Below are 17,439 nucleotides of genomic sequence, written 5' to 3'. Positions count from 1 at the left end.
TCGAGGGATCAAGACCGACCATCCTTACCTGTCCGCTCAGACAGTTGACGCCCATGCGCATGTCTGTCGGATGTTGGGACATCACTATACGGTTGTTTTCATTCAGATTGAACATAGCTTTTTTAACTGCAAAGTTTGCAATCAAAAATGCTATGGAAAAGTCGGCCGATTTCGGACGGATACGACTAAACACGGTAGTGTTTGGAGTGGAACACAGTAGTGTTCGTGATAGGACACTACTGTGCTCAGTATATCTCAAGATCAATGACTTAGCATCTCAGCCGTGATTGGCATGAATTTCTCGGCATCTGATTTACGGAGTTTTACGCTACCGTCGTTCCAGTTGGAAGGCCAACCTCCGATGATGTGCCCGAGGAATACCAGCTTGATCTCGTGCAAACCTTTTGCCAAGGCTGCGGAGGTGTCATGGCGGGAGAAGCGTTTTACCTCACCGCCGTTATTGACCCTCAATTTGCCGTCGATCCATACCTCCTCTAAGTCGGAAGAAATGTAATAAACGCCATCCTCCGGAATGTTCACGTAGCCGGTAGCGATAGCGGCGTATTGCTTCACGCCTCGCATGGATTCGGGGGCGGATACTTGGTTGGTCAGCTCGCGGGTCGTCTTGATGACCTGTTTCTTACCTGTTTTCTGAGCGGCCTCCAGATCGCTTATGCGCAGGTACATTCCATCGAATACCTCCATATCGAGACCCGGGGTTGTCTTCGCTACCTCCTTTGCGGGAGCCAGTGTCTGTTTCTCCACGAGGATCGTGCGAGGCTTGCCCATCTTGCCGGAAGGCAATACGGAAGCGATCTTCACGGTCGTAGTCTCGATGATGTCGAAAGGAGCCGTGTATATGGTGGATTCCGGGGTGGGCTCGGTACCATCCAGCGTGTAGACCATCTTCATTGGACGGTTCGTGGAGAATGTCAGGGTAGCCTTGTCCGTGAAAGCCACGAAGTCGCAAGAACCATTCGGTTGCTCGGGCTGCGGAATATAATAGTTGATGCCGTGTCCGTCCAGGCGAACCTGAGCGTTATCCAAACGACGTTCGAAATCCTTGTAATCCTTCCGGTCCAGCGGGCTCCAAGCGATCTCGGAGAGGGCTAGGATACGAGGATAGATACGGTACTCCATGATGTCCGTGGTATAAAGGTACTCACTCCATGCGTTGCATTGCACGCCCTTGATGAAGTGTCCTTTACCGGCCGCAGCCAGTGTGTCGGGAACGGGGTTGTACTTGTAGACCCGCTCCGTCGTGGTGAATCCTCCGATGGATACCGGGCTGATCTTGGAGTCGCCTTGGAAATGGTCGATATACATACCCTCGCTGCTGGGGGTCATGATTACCTCGTGGTTCATGCTGGCGGCAGCGATACCGCCTTCCTCACCTCGCCAAGACATTACCGTGGCCGATGGAGCCAGACCTCCCTCGAGGATTTCGTCCCATCCGATCATCTTCTTGCCATGCTTGTTTACGACCTTCTCCATGCGTTGTACGAAATAACTCTGCAACTTCTCCTCGGCTGTATGTTGCTTGTCGCCTTTCAAGCCTTCCTTACGGATACGGGCCTGGCAAAGCGGGCATTTCTCCCAGCTCGTCTTCGGGCACTCATCGCCTCCGATATGGAAATACTCGCCTGGGAATAGGGGAGCTACCTCGGCGATCACGTCCTCGAAGAATTGGAAGGGTTCTTCCTTCCCGGCGCATAATACGATGTCTTCTACGCCCCAAATGATACGGGGAGTACCCGGCTTACCCTCGCAAGACAGCTCCGGATAGGCGGCGATAGCGGCCATCTCGTGTCCCGGAAGCTCTATCTCGGGAACGATCGTGATGAAACGATCCGCTGCGTATTTAACGACATCCTTCACTTCCTCTTGAGTATAGAAGCCTCCGTACTCGGTACCCTCGCCATCGATGCGTTTAGAGCCGATCTCGGTCAGTTTCGGGTACTTCTTGATCTCGATGCGCCATCCTTGGTCGTCAGTCAAGTGCCAATGCATGCGATTGATCTTGAACAAGGCCAATACGTCCAGCTGTTTCTTGATATTCTCTACTGGGATGAAATGGCGGCAGGGATCTAGCATGATACCCCGGTAACCGAATCGAGGCTCGTCCTTGACAGATACAGCCGGAGCGATCCATGCGACACCTTTCACGGCGGAAGGACTCTCGATCTCGGCGGGCAGCAACTGCAAGAACGATTGCATACCGTAGAAGAGACCTTGAGGGGTCTTGGCCTTGATACGGACACCGTTATCGGTGACATCTAACGTGTATCCCTCGTCGTTTACGTCCAGGACGCCGTCGATAACCAACGAGATACCGCTGGAAGTCTCTTGGTCAGCGGTGGCTATCTGGTAGCCTGTCGCCGTGTTCATTTTAGCCGCGAAGAACTCGGCTACGGTTTTCGCCTCCGGGGTGGAAGCGTAGATCTTCGTGTTTTTGTTTAGTTTGAAGTTCCCTTCATTTTGAGTAAGGCTGACCGGTGTCGGGATGATGTTGATACCTTGGTTGTAAGGTCTCACTTCACCAGGAGCATCGTCGCACGAGGCCATCAGGCCTAGTACAGCGCCAGCGCAAATTGTAGCAAGAAGCTTTTTCATGTTTGTGTTGATATTTTAGATTGTTTAAATTCGAGAGTAGGGCGGGAATTCAAAGCCCGCCCTGCGATATATCACCATGCGAAGATCGGATAATCTTTCATGATACCGTTCACTTTCTCGCGAACGGATCGGATAGCCTTATCACATTCGGGAGCAGCCAATACGGTGTCGATCAGTTCCACGATCTCACCCATAAGCGGCTCTTTGGCGCCTCGGGTCGTGATAGCGGGCGTACCCACACGGATACCGGAGGTTTGAAAGGCCGAGCGGCTGTCGAACGGAACCATGTTCTTGTTCACTGTGATGTCGGCGGCTACCAAGGCTTTCTCGGCAACCTTTCCGGTCAGGTCGGGGAACTTCGTGCGCAGGTCGATCAGCATGCTATGGTTGTCCGTACCACCGGAGATGATCTTATACCCTTTATCCGTGAATGCCTTGGCCATGGTGGCGGCGTTCGCTTTCACCTGTGCTTGGTACGTCTTGTATTCCGGCTCCAAGGCCTCTCCGAAGGCTACGGCCTTGGCTGCGATCACATGCTCCAGCGGACCGCCTTGGATACCCGGGAATACGGCGGAGTCCAACAACTGAGACATCTTCTTGATCTCACCTTTTGGTGTCTTTTTGCCCCAAGGATTCTCGAAATCCTTACCCAGCAGGATGATACCGCCACGAGGCCCCCGCAGGGTCTTATGCGTCGTTGATGTTACGATGTGAGCGTACTCCAATGGGTTGTTCAGCAAACCGGCGGCGATCAGACCTGCCGGGTGCGCCATATCGATCATCAATAAGGCTCCTACTTTGTCGGCTATCTCACGCATACGTTTGTAATCCCAGTCTCGGGAATAAGCGGAACCTCCGCCAACGATCAATTTCGGTTTCTCGCGAAGGGCTACTTCCTCCATCTGGTCGTAGTCCACCCGTCCGGTGTCTTCCTTTACATTATATTCGGTAGCGTGATAAAGAACACCGGAGCTGTTTACCGGGGAACCGTGGGATAAGTGTCCGCCATGCGACAGGTTCAACCCGAGGAACGTGTCGCCCGGATTCAATACGGCGAAGAATACGGCTGCGTTGGCCTGTGCCCCGGAGTGAGGCTGCACGTTGGCCCATTCGGCATTGAATAGCTTTTTCAACCGTTCGATAGCGATCGTCTCGCTTTGGTCTACTACCTCGCAGCCTCCATAATAACGCTTGCCGGGATATCCCTCGGCGTATTTGTTGGTCAGACAGCTTCCCATGGCCTGCATGACCTGGTCGCTGACAAAGTTCTCGGAAGCGATCAGCTCAATGCCCTTCAATTGGCGTTGGTGCTCCTTCTCGATAATGTCAAAAATGATGTTGTCTCTTTTCATTACCTCTTAAATTGGTTATTGCAATGATGTGTTCCTCCTAGAAAAGGAATTCTCGCGAATGTACTATATTATTTCAATACTATTTATAATACTTCGTTTAATTATTGAAGATGCGCCGGAAGCGGCTCCGCTTACCACTTGGTGAGGGTTACGTTTCTGAACTCGACCTCCTTACCCTCGCTCTGCAGCCCGATATGGCCCTCCTTCACCTTGTCGGTCCCGGTGTTCTGGTATACGCCGTTGATGTATACGGTGATGACGCCGTCTTTCACGAAGATGTTCGCCTCGTTCCACTCTCCGGCGGGTTTCTCGCTAGACGGGTTCACGTTCTTTACGACGGGGAAGAAGGGACGTTCCTCTCCTGGGCGTTGCTGGTACTCGACAAGGTCGGAACCTCCCAGCAACACGAACAATCCGGCCCTCCCGGCTTGCAGGTTACATTCGATTCCGTTCGGGAAGGGGTTCTTAAGGTCTGTGATATGCAGGAAGATACCGCTATTGGCGTTGGAATCCCCATTCGGCCAACGCCATTCCACGTGCAGTTTGTAGTCGCTGTATTTCTCCTTGGTGTACATATAGCCGAAAGGCTGGCCGGTGATGAAGATCTTACCGTCGCGTACGGCATAGACCTGATCGGCGGGAGCGGAGTTTTTGTCGACTACGAAATTCCAGTTAGACAGGTCTTTCCCGTTGAACAGTTTCTTGGTCTTCTGAGCGTTCGTCCCATTGGAGAAACAGAAGAGGAAAGTGGCTAATACAGCCAAAGATAGCATTCTTTTTTTCATGGCATTAAACTCTATTTATAGTATGATTAATCAACGATTAGTTTGCGATAGCGTACCCGTTTCGGCTCGGCGTCGCCCAAGGTCTTACGTTTGTATTCCTCGTACTCGGAATAGGTCCCTTCGTAGAAGACTACGTTGGAATCGCCCTCGAACGACAGAATATGCGTACAGATACGGTCTAAGAACCAACGGTCGTGAGAGATGACGACGGCGCAACCGGCGAAGTTCTCCAGACCTTCCTCTAAGGCCCGCAGCGTGTTCACGTCGATATCGTTGGTAGGCTCGTCGAGCAGCAATACGTTAGCGTCCGCTTTCAGTGTCAGCGCCAGATGCAGGCGGTTACGCTCTCCTCCGGAGAGTACGCTACATAGCTTCTCTTGATCTGATCCGGCGAAATTGAATTTAGATAGGTAAGCCCGTGCGTTCACCTCCTTGCCGCCCATACGGATGAATTCCTGTCCGCCGGATACGACTTGGTAAACGGTCTTTTTCGGGTCTATATCCTTATGGGTCTGGTCGGCGTAACCTACTTGTACGGTCTCGCCCACCTCGAAGGTTCCCTTGTCGATGCTTTCCATGCCCATGATCATTTTGAATAAGGTAGTCTTACCGGCACCGTTTGGCCCGATGACTCCTACAATACCGTTCGGGGGAAGCATGAAGTTCAAATCATCGAACAGCAATTTATCGCCGAACGCCTTCGCCACATGCTGCGCTTCGATCACCTTATTGCCCAAGCGAGGACCGTTCGGGATGAAGATCTCCAGTTTAGCCTCACGCTCTTTCTGGTCCTCGTTCAAGAGAGCCTCATACGAGTTTAGGCGTGCCTTGCCTTTGGCGTGCCTTGCCTTCGGCGCCATATTGATCCATTCCAGCTCACGCTCCAAGGTCTTACGGCGCTTGCTGACTTGCTTCTCTTCTTGAGCCATACGCTTCGTTTTCTGGTCTAGCCAAGAGGAGTAATTGCCTTTCCAAGGGATACCCTCGCCACGATCCAGCTCAAGGATCCAACCGGCCACATGGTCTAGGAAGTAACGGTCGTGCGTGATGCAGATAACAGTACCGGCATATTGTTGCAGGTGTTGCTCCAGCCAGTCGATAGACTCGGCGTCCAAATGGTTGGTCGGTTCATCCAATAACAATACGTCCGGCTGCTGGAGCAGCAATCGGCAAAGGGCCACCCGGCGACGCTCGCCTCCAGATAACGTATCCACCACCTGATCCTCTGGCGGACAACGTAGAGCATCCATGGCACGTTCCAGACGACTGTCGAGGTTCCATGCGTCCGTAGCGTCGATCTTGTCCTGTAGCTCTGCCTGACGGTTGATCAAGGCATCCATTCTATCCGGATCTTCTAGTACCTCCGGATCGCCGAATTTCTCGTTCACCTCCTCGTATTCTTTTAAGGTGTCCACGATTTCCTGCACGCCTTCTTGCACGATCTCCTTCACGGTCTTGCCCGGCTCCAACTTAGGGTCCTGCTCCAGATACCCTACGGAATACCCGGGGGAGAAGACTACCTCCCCTTGATAATCCTTATCGATACCGGCGATAATCTTCAGCAACGTAGATTTACCGGAACCATTCAAACCGATGATGCCGATCTTTGCCCCATAGAAAAAGGATAGATATATATTCTTTAAAACCTGTTTTTGAGGCGGAAAGATCTTGTTCACGCCTACCATCGAGAAAATAATCTTCTTATCGTCTGCCATATGATTTCTTTGTGTGTTAATTAATTCCTTAACTTAAAATAAGGGTGTACAAATCTATGTAAATATCTTTTATTTTACAAATTAACAAAGGAAAAACCAAAGCACAAGCCTAATCAATAAGGTGCATTCTACTTGTGTACATAAAACAGTGACCCGCCAGCTGTCTGTTCCTGAAAATGGTTAACTCGTTTTTGTATGTTTACTGAAGTTGGAATGTGACACTCGGATGAACGCATTTAGAGAAGCTACCGGAATACCGAAGCCAAGGATGAACAGGGGTATAAGACCATACGAAAACTCTCATGCATAAAGCGGTAAATATTTACAGAAAGTATGATTTGGAAAGAGACCGCATTAAATTAAGCCGTCTTTTATAGTAATCGAGACCAATACTATCCTAGGGTAGTGTTGTATAACATGCTGGATTTATCTACTTTTGTGCCCGATACGAAAGGTTAAGAAGAGGAAGTTTTTAGGTATGGCAAAAAAGAGAGGTAAGCCTCAACTCCGAAAAAGCAAGAAGAGGCAGGCATCGTTGTTCATGTCCTCCATAAAGAAGACGCTTCTTGGCGCTTTCGCGGTAGTTGTTTGCTTTATTGGTGTGTTATTTATTTATGATTGGTTTTATCCGGTATCTAAGACACGGCCCGTAGAGAAGAAACAGGATCGATCGGAGACAATAGCCCGTCCGAAGATCTCGGATAAGGGCGGTTCCGGAACTTCGGGTAAGAAAGCCGCACAGGCGACGAAAAACAAGCAAGCGACGAGTCCCCCAAAAGGAATCTCCGCCTATACTTTTCAGGAGGGAGCTGAGATACCGAGGCTAAAGAATAAACAAAAAGAACAGGTTATAAAGCACGAAGGCTACACGGTTTCTTATAATTCCGATTATAGGATCGCCAACTGGGTAGCCTATGCGCTGACCTCGAAAGAGGCAACAAGTAAGAAGAACGAGCGGTCTAATAAGTTCGTCTCGGATCCCATGGTGAAAGGGGCTACCGCCACAAATGAGGATTATACTCGCTCCGGCTACGACCGAGGACATATGGCGCCTGCCGGCGATATGAAATGGTCCGTCAAGGCTATGCGGGAATCGTTTTACCTAAGTAATATCTGTCCGCAAAAGCCCGGCTTGAACCGGGGTATCTGGAAAGATCTGGAAGAACAGGCTCGTTTGTGGGCGAAGGAGAATGGCTCCCTGTTGATCGTGACCGGCCCGGTGATCACGGACGACTTGAAACGGTTAGGAAAGAACCGAGTGGGAATCCCAAAGCGTTTTTATAAGGTAATCTGTACGATGACGAATGGTAACCCGGGAGGGGTGGGTTTTCTGTTTGATAATAAAGACTATGGGAAGACTCCGTTGAAATCGATGATGATCCCTATCGATAGTATAGAGAAGGTTACCGGAATTGACTTTTTCCCTTCTTTGCCTGATTCGATAGAAAATCCGATGGAAGCGTACGTGAATGATGGCAGTTGGTCTTTTTAAGCTACGTTACTCTCAACAATCTCTAGGCGAGAATGTTTTATATTTACTGTGAAGAAAAAGAAATTATAATTAAATAACAAAATGCAAGTTATCATGAAAGGAAAATTAATCCATGTGTTTGTTTTGACAGCATTGGTTTCCTGTAGTCAACCACCCGTTAAGGAGCAAGGCCCTCGTCCGGTTAAATTGGTGGACGTTACTTCGCTGAATAGGGTTGAGAAATCATTCAGTGGAGTGGTATCGTCTGATCAATTCAGTGATTTGGCGTTCAAGATGTCCGGCCCGCTGATCTCATTAAACGTGGATGAAGGCCAGAAGGTCCGTACGGGGCAGGTCGTAGCTGAAATCGATCCGCAGGATTTTAAATGGGAATATGAGGCGAAGAGAGCGTCTTTCCAGACAGCGGAGGCGCAATTGCAACGTGCGAAGAAATTATTGTCCAAACAAGCCATCTCCAAACAAGAGTATGAGTCAACGGAAGCCTCTTACTCAAATGCCAAGGCGGCCTTCGAGTATGCGCAAAATACATTGAACCAGACAAAGCTCCGCGCGCCGTTCGATGGATTTATCCAGAAGAAATACGTAGAGAATTACCAGAAGGTACAGGCCGGACAAGGAATCGTTTGCTTGATCAACCCGGATAAGTTGCAGGTCGTGTTTACGATGCCTGAAGGTAATATCAATTACTTCTCTTCTCCCTATTCTGTTTATGTAGAATTCGATAATTACAAGGGCGTTCGCTTCAGGGCGAAGGTGAAAGAATACGTGGAAGCCTCTCCCGATGGCTCTGGCATTCCCGTATATTTGTATATCGACGATCCGAACTTTAATTTGGAGAAATATAGGGTAGCCGTAGGTTTCTCTTGCCGTGTGATCTTGAATGTGGATAGCGAGAGTTTCATGGAAGGCGCCGTATTGGTTCCGCTAGCCGCTGTCGTGGTGGACGATTCCAATAGCGACAAGTATGTGTTTGTCTATAGTAAACAGTCTCAAAAGGTTGAGCGCCGCAAGATTACCGAGTCCATACTGGTCGGCAAGGATGGAGTGGTCGTAACGGATGGCTTGCGGCCCGGCGAACAGGTTGTCTCAGCCGGAGCCACTCGTTTGGTGGACGGACAACAGGTAAAAGTATTAACAGATTAAGAGATAAACAATGAATATTCCAAAATATTCCTTAGAGAATCAGAAGATTATATACTTTTTCCTAGCGGTCGTGCTGATAGGAGGTATATATTCTTTCTTTAAATTGCCGAAGAAGGAAGATTCTCCCTTCGTGATCAAGACGGCGGTTTTGGTTACCCAGTATCCGGGAGCGACTCCGCAAGAGGTAGAGAAGCTGGTGACCGAACCGATCGAGCGGGAGATTCAGGCCATGTCAGATGTGTTCCAGATCAAGTCTGAGTCTTATTTCGGTATGTCTAAGATTACGATAGAGTTGCAGCCCACTTTATCACCGGATTATATGCCAGTCAAGTGGGATGAGTTACGTCGCAAGGTGGCGAACATACAGCCACGCCTCCCGTCTGGCGCTTCTTCGATATCCGTCAATGATGACTTCGGTGATGTGTTCGGTATTTATTATGCCTTGACGGCGGACGAGGGTTATACGTATGATGAGTTACGTGATTGGGCACAAAAGATCAAGACTGAGTTATCCCCGGTGCCGGGCGTGCAAAAGGTTTATTTGTTCGGCGAGCAGACACAAGTTGTCAACGTAAGGATTTCTGTCCCGAAATTGGCGAACCTGGGTATTGACCCAAACGCCATTCAGCAGGTGATGCAAACACAGAACCTGTTGGTGAATACTGGAGACATTAATACGGGCAATTATCAGTTGCGTTTGCGTACCGAAGGTACCTATAAGGATATACAAGATATACGCGATCAGTTGATCGTGATGAAAAGTGGCGGTGAGGTTCGTCTAGGTGATATCGCTACGGTGGAACGCGGCTATATGGATCCTCCCGCCAACTTGATGCGTGTGGATGGTAAGCGTGCGATCGGGATCGGGGTCGCTACAGGAGCGAAAGATGACGTGGTGGCCGTGGGCAACGTGGTGACGGATCATCTGAAAGAGATGGAGCAACTTTTCCCTATCGGTATGGACTTGAAGGCTATCTATCCGGAAAATAAGATTGCGCAAGAGGCAAACAATGGTTTTATCTTGAACTTGATCGAGTCTCTGTTGATCGTGATCGTGATCATCTTTATCGTGATGGGATCTCGTGCCGGAATGTTGGTGGGGAGTTCGTTGCTCTTCTCCGTGGGGGGTACCTTGCTGATCATGTTGATCTGGGGGGTCGGCTTGAACCGGACCTCATTGGCGGCCTTTATTATCGCCATGGGAATGTTGGTGGATAATGCGATCGTGGTGACGGATAATGCCCAAATTGGTATTAAGCGAGGACTTTCCCGTTATCAGGCATTGATTGATGGCGCTACCAAACCGCAATGGGCGTTGCTGGGCGCGACGTTTATCGCCGTATGTTCTTTCTTGCCGATGTATTTGGCACCGGCATCCGTGGCCGAGATCGTGAAGCCGTTGTTTATCGTCTTGGCGGTGTCTTTGGGATTGAGTTGGATCTTGGCTTTGACGCAAACGACCACATTCGGTAATTTTATCTTGAAAGAGGCAAAACCGGGCGAGAATAAGGATCCTTACGATACGAAGCTGTATCATAGGTTCGAGAGGTTGTTGGGACGCTTGATCAAGCGTAGATATGTCACGCTTGCTTCGGTAGTGGTTACTCTGTTCATTTCCCTGTTTATAATGAGTATCATGCCACAAAGTTTCTTCCCGATTATGAACAAGCCCTATTTCCGTGCGGACTTGATCTTCCCAGAGGGATACAGCATTTATGACGTAGAGGCGAATGTTAAGAAAATAGAGGAAGATTATTTAAATAAGAATCCGAATATCAAATCATTCTCGTTTACATTGGGAGGTTCTCCGGTACGTTACTATCTGGCTAGTTCCTCTGTAGGCCCGAAGCCTAACTTCGCGAACGTATTGATCGAGACGCAAGCTCCGGAGGATGCGCAAGTGGAGGAGGGTAAGTTTTACGATTATATGGTGGCTAACTACCCGAATATATTGACTCGCTCGGCCTTATTTGCTTTGTCTCCGGTCCCAGATGCGGCGATTGAGATTGGTTTTATCGGCGATAACGTGGATACCTTGATCGCTTTGACACAAAAGACGCAGGAGATCGCCCGGAATTATGATCAGGTAATGGAGGTGCGCAACAGTTGGGGCAACAAGGTTCCGGTATGGAAGCCTTTATATTCTCAAGAGAAAGGTTTGCGTCTGGGTATTACTCGTCAACAGGTGGCTTATTCCTTGCGTTCGGCTACGAATGGCGTACCTCTGGGTGAGTATCGTGAGGGCGACGTGTTTATGCCGATCTTATTGAAAGACGCGGATAAGGATTCGATCAGTCTGAATGATATAAAGACTTTGCCGGTTTACAGCACGAAAGGTCGTTCGGTGAAGGTGGAGCAGGTGATCGATGATTTCTCGCTGGATTATGAGTTTAACGTAGTGAGACGATTCAACCGTGAGCCGTGTATGCTTATGCAGTGTGAGCCGAAGCGCGGCACCAATACAATGGCTGCTTTCAGTCATTTATGGAAAGAGGTACAGGAGGAGATTCAGGTGCCGGAAGGATATAAGATGACGTATTTCGGCGAGCAATCCGAGCAGGATAAAGGTAATAAGGCGATCGCTGCCAATATCCCGTTGATGTTCGGTTTGATTTATGTCACCTTGCTGTTCTTATTCCCGAAATATTACCGGAAACCTGTATTGATCATGGCGATGCTGCCGTTGATCTTCATTGGTGTGGTATTGGGATTGTTGGTATTCGGTAAGTCCCTCGATTTCTTTGCCATGTTGGGTCTGTTGGGCTTGATCGGTATGAATATCAAGAATGCGATCGTACTGGTGGACGAGATCGGCTTACAATTGAACGCAGGCTTGTCTCCGGTGAGTGCCGTGATAGAGGCGACGAAAACTCGTATCGTTCCGGTGACGATGGCCTCCGGTACGACGATCTTAGGCATGTTGCCGTTATTGGGGGACGCTATGTTCGCCGGTATGGCGGCTACCATCATGGGTGGTCTGTTCGTTTCTACGATTCTGACGATTTTCGTGCTTCCGGTTACTTATTGTATTTTCTTTAAGATTAAATCAGAGTAAAAGATATGAGAGATAAAATAATCATAGGTTGTTTATTGTTGGGCGCCTTGTCCGCTAAGGCGCAGGACATTCGGCTCTCGGCTGTGGAATATAAGGAACGGGTCCTTGAATACAGCCGCCAGATCAAGCAAAGCTCTGAGGAGCGTATCGCTATGCAGCATGCGATCAAGGCCGCTAAAACCGGTTTTTTCCCTTCGGTGGACTTCTCCGGTAGCTATCAGTATCGGATCAATAAATATGATTTGGATTTCGGACCGGGCATGTCCGTTGAGATGGACCATAATACGTATAGCCTAGGCGCTACGGTGAGTCAGCCTATCTATGCGGGTGGACAGATCTATAATAACTATAAGGCTGCTCAGGTACAAGGCAAGATCACCGAGCAAGCAGAGGAATTGACAACGGATAATATCGTTTATTCCGCCGATTTGAACTATTGGACGGCCGCCGCCCGTAAAGGTATGTACGATGTGATGTGTCAGTATGTAGACATTGTCGGAGAGCTGGCGAACGTGTTGACGATCCGTTTTAATGACGGCCAGATCAGCAAGACCGATTTATTGCAAGTGGAGTCCCGCCTGAAAGAAGCGGAATTGAGTAAAAGCTCGGCATATAAGGAGTATCAGATTGCGTTGCAGAATCTGAACTCATTGATGGGCGTGTCTCCGCTAGATCCGATCGAGGTGGAAGATTCCATTACGACCTATTTGGCCTTGCCATTGCAGGTAGGAGAGGATATAGCTCTTCGGAACCGTCCGGACTATGCTATTTCCGAGTTGAATATAGCGTATCAAAAGAGACAGATCAATTTGTCGAAAGCGAAATATAACCCGTCTTTGGCGATCGGTTTTCAAGGCACTTGGGGTACTCCGATGTTGAACGTGAAAGGTTCGGACCAGCTGTGGACCCCGGCCGTCTTCGCTTCCTTGAAGATACCTTTGTTCCGTTGGGGTGCCCGTTTCAAGGAGGTAAATTCCCAGAAGGCTATCCTTCGTAGTAAGGAATACGCCTTGGATAATACGCGAGACAAGATCGCTCAAGAGGTCGCGAACGCATGGACAAGCCTCACCGAGTATACGAAACAAATTACCGTTGCGGAAGAGGCTTGTAAGATTGCCGAGGAGAACCTCGACTTGAACACCTTCAGCTACAACGAGGGTAAACTTCCGATCTTGGACGTACTCTCTGCCCAATTGTCATGGATTCAGTCTTACAGAAACTTGATCCAGACTTGGTATCAGCAAAAGGTTTCTTTAGCCCAATATAACAAGGCTATAGGTATCCGTCGTTTGCAGTAAAAGAAGCATATCTGAAGATTGCTACACTTGCATACAATCTCGTCTGTTTGGGCACTCCTCGGAATCCTGACTCTTTAAGTATAGAATGATGAAATAATAAGATGTATACAAAGTTACTAGATAAACAAACGAAACTCGCCCTGATCGGACTAGGATATGTCGGGCTTCCTATCGCGATGGAATTCGCTAAATATGTTTCTGTTATCGGATTTGATATCAACGAGGATCGCTTGGACAAGCTTCGGAACGGTATTGATCCGTGTGGGGAACTTCCCGCCGAGGTGTTTGAACATAAAGATATCATATTTACTTCTTCTATAGAGCAGTTGAGGGAGGCTTCCTTTTTCGTGATAGCTGTTCCTACTCCGATAGACAGCCATAACGAGCCGGATCTATCCCCTTTGATGGGTGCGACCCGCACGGTAGGCAAAGTCTTGAAACAGGGCGATTACGTGGTATACGAATCTACCGTATATCCGGGATGTACGGAAGAGGATTGCATCCCGATCTTGGAGGAAGTTTCAGGGTTGAGAGTAGGAAAGGAGTTTAAGGTTGGGTACTCACCGGAACGAATCAATCCGGGTGATAAGGTGCATACCTTGGTGAATACTGTGAAGATCGTTTCCGGTTGCGATGCCGAGGCTTTGGAAACGATATCGGAAGTTTATACGCTGGTCGTTCGAGCGGGGCTGCACCGTGCACCTAGTATCAAGGTAGCCGAAGCTGCCAAGATTATCGAAAATACCCAACGTGACGTGAATATAGCCCTGATGAACGAGCTTTCCATTATTTTCGATCGAATGGGGGTAAATACATTTGATGTCTTGAAAGCCGCCGGAACGAAATGGAATTTCTTGCCTTTCTCTCCCGGATTGGTTGGAGGGCATTGTATAGGGGTGGATCCTTACTATCTGGTGCATAAAGCCAAAGAATTGCAATATCACACGAAGATGATCAATTCCGGTCGCTACGTGAACGATTCTATGGGGCGGTATATCGGAAAGAAGGTCGTGAAAAAGATTATCTCGCAAGGGAAAAATATCCTAGGGGCGCATGTGCTGGTGATGGGTATGACTTTCAAGGAAAACGTATCGGATATACGTAACTCGAAAGTAGCCGATATTATCAATGAGTTTAAGGACTTTGGAGCCGAGGTTGATGTGATGGATCCGTTCGCTTCTCCCTCGGAAGTATTGCAAGAGTACGGTATCCGGTTGGTAGAGAAGCCCGGGAAGAAATATGACGCGGTAGTGGTAGCTGTCGCTCATACTGCTTATTTGAAGCTGGATGAATCCTATTTTCTGTCGATCACGAACGAACATGCCGTGTTGGCAGACGTGAAAGGAGTCTATCGAGGCAACATCCATCAGATGATCTATTGGAGTCTGTAATTGTTAAAAAGTAACACAAGCTGCAAGGAAATTTCGATAAACTTAAAAAATGTGTTGTACAATATATTTTTTTATTTGCTCAATAATATTAATTAGCTCACCTTTGCACGCAGATAACCTAAACAATCTTTTTGCCTTAAAGACTAATACCTATTAAAACCTATAAAGAGAACCTTTGCGAAAAGGCTCTCTTTATGATTTTCAGGGGATTAGTGGTTTGTTTCCTCTATCTTTGAGGTGATTCTGCTAATAGCTTCATTCAGCTTCTCTTCGGGTAATATTACGTTAAAATCTCCCCAGAAACCTTCGTCGTAGTTGAAGTGAGTATCCGAGAAAACCGTGTGGGTAGGAAGGACTTCAATGCGTGAGAAGCGGTTTGCGTTGGCTGTATCTATCTTACAGGTAACCATCTCGAACCAAGTATGTAAAATATTTGTGTTAAAAAGTTGTCTTCTTTTTTTAATTTTAAAGTGCAGGTCTCCCCGAATATGGTTAATGTAATAGGTGCCATTCCATTGTTTGTAAGAGACCGTGTAGGTTACTTTCCGGGGCGTGATCCGTAAATTCCGGCTTTTTCTCTCGACGAACATTCCGGCCGCCTGCTCGATATATTGGGGATTAACCTCAAAGTCCACCCTTAATAAGGCATTATTTTCGGTGTCGATATATATCTGTCCTCGGTAAAGCGGTTCATGGATGTTCTTTTGTTGCTCGAAAGAGATGACGTTAGCAAGTCGATCATCTACTACCGTGATGTCGGTATGGGCGTATGTATAGGGTGAATCTGGGCCAGGATCTAGAAACTCTGGTAATTGTTTCATCAAGTCCAAGACAAGGCAGGAGTAGATACCTGACTTCATTTTCGTGATCAACGTGTCTTTTTCCAGCTCGTTACTGATGCGGCGCATCTTTAGTAGTTTCACTTGATCGGCCAAGGCATTGCTGTGATAAGATGCTTTATATATCTTGAAAACAGCCTCGGTTAGTCCTACGAGTCCTTTTTTACGTTCAATGCCTTCTCTGTAAAATGTAGTAAGGTAAATTGGGTGCTGGGAATAATTGTTCCTCCTCTCGTCCAACATCCCCTGTAATAAGCGTTTTGGATTGGCTAGGCGCACGATAACTTCTTGGATGGAGACTATTTTAGGCTCTAGGGATAAGATGGTATGTTTATCTATCAACTCCCGGCTATTTATTTCTTGGGGAAGATAGCCTATATGGGAGAAACGTACCTGGGATAGCCGGAGTGAGTCCGGTAATTTCAATCGAAACTCTCCGTTCAGGTTGGTGATGGTACCGATAGCGGCCTCGCCGATTCCTACCGATCCGAATGCGATGGGCTCATGGGTGTATTGATCCTGCAAAGAACCTTCTATCGTGAAATAGGTTTGTATGGAATCGGGAGTTACGGATGCGCTTCTAGGAGCGGGAGGATTTTCCGGCACATAAAGTAGGAGATGGTTCTCTATCGCACGGATCGCCAGATTTTTATTACCGGTAATTGCGTATATAGCTTCTTGTATCGTATAGTCTCCACCCTTTATCGATGTCATTTGTTCATTATCGATAATCTTACTGTCGTATATGAAAAGATAGCCGGAACGTTCCGTGACGAGTCCCAACAATTGGTAGATATTTCCTTTTGATTTAGGCAATCGTATGATCTGTCCCAGTACGTTGCCATTCTGGGCATTTATAGGGATCACGAGTAGCAGCAACCATCCTACGATCAGCTGTCTCAAGGTTCGGAAATCATCCATGCATTATTTTGTTGCGTACATTTTAGTTTTAACGCTGCGCAGATCAGTTCAACCATCGCAGCGGGTGAGTTATTATAGAAACTGACGGTCAGCCGTCTATCCTCTAAATCAGCCGTCGTCTTCAATGGCATCTTCGGATATTCCAGATTAATTACATGCAAGATATCTCCCAGACGTTCATCCTTAAACTGGATACGGCGGGTGTAATTGGAAAATTGTTCGTTATCTTGAGTCGGAGCTACTTGTAAACGGTTGGAGAGTAAGGATACGGTTTGACCGGCCTTTACCAGCGTTTGTTCTCTGCTTTTTTTGAGTGTTACTTTCACTAATCCCCGGCGAACGGCCAATTCAAATGCGCTTTTGTCCGAGCATTTAATGTTGAATGAGGTTCCCATTACCTCGATCCGGGCCTGCTCTGTCTCGATTAGGAAAGGACGTTCCTTATTTCCGTTTACATCAAAAAGGGCGTTTCCTAGTAGAGATACCTCTCTCTTTTCTCTTTGGAAATGTTCCGGATAACTTAACTGGCTGTTATCGGACAGATAAACGATAGACCCGTCTTCTAAGGTCGTGACCAAGGTGGTGGAAGCCTCGTTATTATGCAGGGTGAGCAGAGTGGTCTCAGGTGTCCGTCCTTTTCCAAGGAAAATAGCCGTAGCTACCGATACACAGAGTATAACGATAACGGCGGTCCATTTTATAAGTCCGATCCGGTATTGGATTTGCTTGCCGGAAGTTGGCTCATCCGTCAGCCTGTCTTGCTCCAAGCGAGTATATAATTGCGCCCATGCTTGGTCTGTCTTCAATTTATTTTTTTCTGTTTGATTCATAACTG

General features: G+C 48.0%; 11 protein-coding genes. 5 read left to right on the top strand and 6 right to left on the bottom strand.

The window, feature by feature from the left end; all coding sequences use genetic code 11:
- Positions 1 to 261: 261 nt before the first annotated feature.
- The 4 genes from G7Y39_RS06025 to ettA form a co-directional block, all read right to left on the bottom strand.
- A complete protein-coding gene (locus G7Y39_RS06025; RefSeq protein WP_165156046.1) occupies positions 262 to 2,613 on the bottom strand; it encodes a family 20 glycosylhydrolase in 2,352 nt (783 codons plus the stop codon).
- Between the two features lie 71 nt (positions 2,614 to 2,684).
- On the bottom strand, positions 2,685 to 3,965 hold the full coding sequence (gene glyA / locus G7Y39_RS06020; RefSeq protein WP_165156044.1) for a serine hydroxymethyltransferase: 1,281 nt from the start codon (positions 3,963 to 3,965) through the stop codon (positions 2,685 to 2,687).
- Between the two features lie 131 nt (positions 3,966 to 4,096).
- Entirely contained in the window at positions 4,097 to 4,750 is a 654-nt protein-coding gene (locus G7Y39_RS06015) for a DUF1080 domain-containing protein (protein WP_165156042.1), read from the bottom strand.
- Positions 4,751 to 4,776: 26 nt separating this feature from the next.
- Positions 4,777 to 6,465: an energy-dependent translational throttle protein EttA gene (gene ettA / locus G7Y39_RS06010; RefSeq protein ID WP_165156040.1), complete on the bottom strand. Its 1,689-nt coding sequence runs from the start codon at positions 6,463 to 6,465 to the stop codon at positions 4,777 to 4,779.
- A gap of 478 nt (positions 6,466 to 6,943) precedes the next feature.
- Here ettA and G7Y39_RS06005 point away from each other — a divergent pair, with 478 nt between their 5' ends.
- The 5 genes from G7Y39_RS06005 to G7Y39_RS05985 all read left to right on the top strand — a co-directional run bounded on the left by G7Y39_RS06005 (position 6,944) and on the right by G7Y39_RS05985 (position 14,844).
- Positions 6,944 to 7,957, top strand: a complete 1,014-nt coding sequence (locus G7Y39_RS06005; RefSeq protein WP_165156038.1) for a DNA/RNA non-specific endonuclease — start codon at positions 6,944 to 6,946, stop codon at positions 7,955 to 7,957.
- A gap of 93 nt (positions 7,958 to 8,050) precedes the next feature.
- Entirely contained in the window at positions 8,051 to 9,100 is a 1,050-nt protein-coding gene (locus G7Y39_RS06000) for an efflux RND transporter periplasmic adaptor subunit (protein ID WP_165156036.1), read from the top strand.
- A 10-nt stretch (positions 9,101 to 9,110) separates the two neighbouring features.
- Positions 9,111 to 12,155 (top strand): efflux RND transporter permease subunit, encoded by a 3,045-nt coding sequence (locus G7Y39_RS05995; RefSeq protein ID WP_165156034.1) that lies wholly within the window; start codon positions 9,111 to 9,113, stop codon positions 12,153 to 12,155.
- A gap of 5 nt (positions 12,156 to 12,160) precedes the next feature.
- Positions 12,161 to 13,453: a TolC family protein gene (locus G7Y39_RS05990; protein WP_165156032.1), complete on the top strand. Its 1,293-nt coding sequence runs from the start codon at positions 12,161 to 12,163 to the stop codon at positions 13,451 to 13,453.
- Between the two features lie 101 nt (positions 13,454 to 13,554).
- A complete protein-coding gene (locus tag G7Y39_RS05985; RefSeq protein ID WP_165156030.1) occupies positions 13,555 to 14,844 on the top strand; it encodes a nucleotide sugar dehydrogenase in 1,290 nt (429 codons plus the stop codon).
- A gap of 209 nt (positions 14,845 to 15,053) precedes the next feature.
- Here the strand turns inward: G7Y39_RS05985 and G7Y39_RS05980 are convergent, their stop codons facing one another.
- Positions 15,054 to 16,604 carry an STN and carboxypeptidase regulatory-like domain-containing protein gene (locus G7Y39_RS05980; protein ID WP_165156028.1) on the bottom strand — a complete coding sequence of 517 codons (1,551 nt, stop codon included), beginning with the start codon at positions 16,602 to 16,604 and terminating at the stop codon, positions 15,054 to 15,056.
- The gene (locus G7Y39_RS05975; protein WP_165156026.1) at positions 16,583 to 17,434 is read right to left on the bottom strand and encodes a FecR family protein; all 852 of its coding nucleotides are present in this window, start codon (positions 17,432 to 17,434) and stop codon (positions 16,583 to 16,585) included. Before G7Y39_RS05975 ends, G7Y39_RS05980 begins: the two co-directional genes overlap by 22 nt.
- Positions 17,435 to 17,439 lie beyond the last annotated feature (5 nt).

It is taken from the genome of Parabacteroides sp. ZJ-118 (assembly GCF_011038785.1).
GTDB lineage: Bacteria > Bacteroidota > Bacteroidia > Bacteroidales > Tannerellaceae > Parabacteroides.
Note: the sequence above shows the minus strand (reverse complement) of the source record. Positions and strands in the feature narration are given on the sequence as shown.

Coding starts and splice junctions, on each gene's coding strand:
- G7Y39_RS06025 (WP_165156046.1), bottom strand. CDS start 2,613: ATGAAAAAGCTTCTTGCTACAATTTGCGCTGGCGCTGTACTAGGCCTG.
- G7Y39_RS05985 (WP_165156030.1), top strand. CDS start 13,555: ATGTATACAAAGTTACTAGATAAACAAACGAAACTCGCCCTGATCGGA.
- G7Y39_RS06000 (WP_165156036.1), top strand. CDS start 8,051: ATGAAAGGAAAATTAATCCATGTGTTTGTTTTGACAGCATTGGTTTCC.
- G7Y39_RS05995 (WP_165156034.1), top strand. CDS start 9,111: ATGAATATTCCAAAATATTCCTTAGAGAATCAGAAGATTATATACTTT.
- G7Y39_RS06005 (WP_165156038.1), top strand. CDS start 6,944: ATGGCAAAAAAGAGAGGTAAGCCTCAACTCCGAAAAAGCAAGAAGAGG.
- G7Y39_RS05975 (WP_165156026.1), bottom strand. CDS start 17,434: ATGAATCAAACAGAAAAAAATAAATTGAAGACAGACCAAGCATGGGCG.
- glyA (WP_165156044.1), bottom strand. CDS start 3,965: ATGAAAAGAGACAACATCATTTTTGACATTATCGAGAAGGAGCACCAA.
- G7Y39_RS05990 (WP_165156032.1), top strand. CDS start 12,161: ATGAGAGATAAAATAATCATAGGTTGTTTATTGTTGGGCGCCTTGTCC.
- ettA (WP_165156040.1), bottom strand. CDS start 6,465: ATGGCAGACGATAAGAAGATTATTTTCTCGATGGTAGGCGTGAACAAG.
- G7Y39_RS05980 (WP_165156028.1), bottom strand. CDS start 16,604: ATGGATGATTTCCGAACCTTGAGACAGCTGATCGTAGGATGGTTGCTG.
- G7Y39_RS06015 (WP_165156042.1), bottom strand. CDS start 4,750: ATGAAAAAAAGAATGCTATCTTTGGCTGTATTAGCCACTTTCCTCTTC.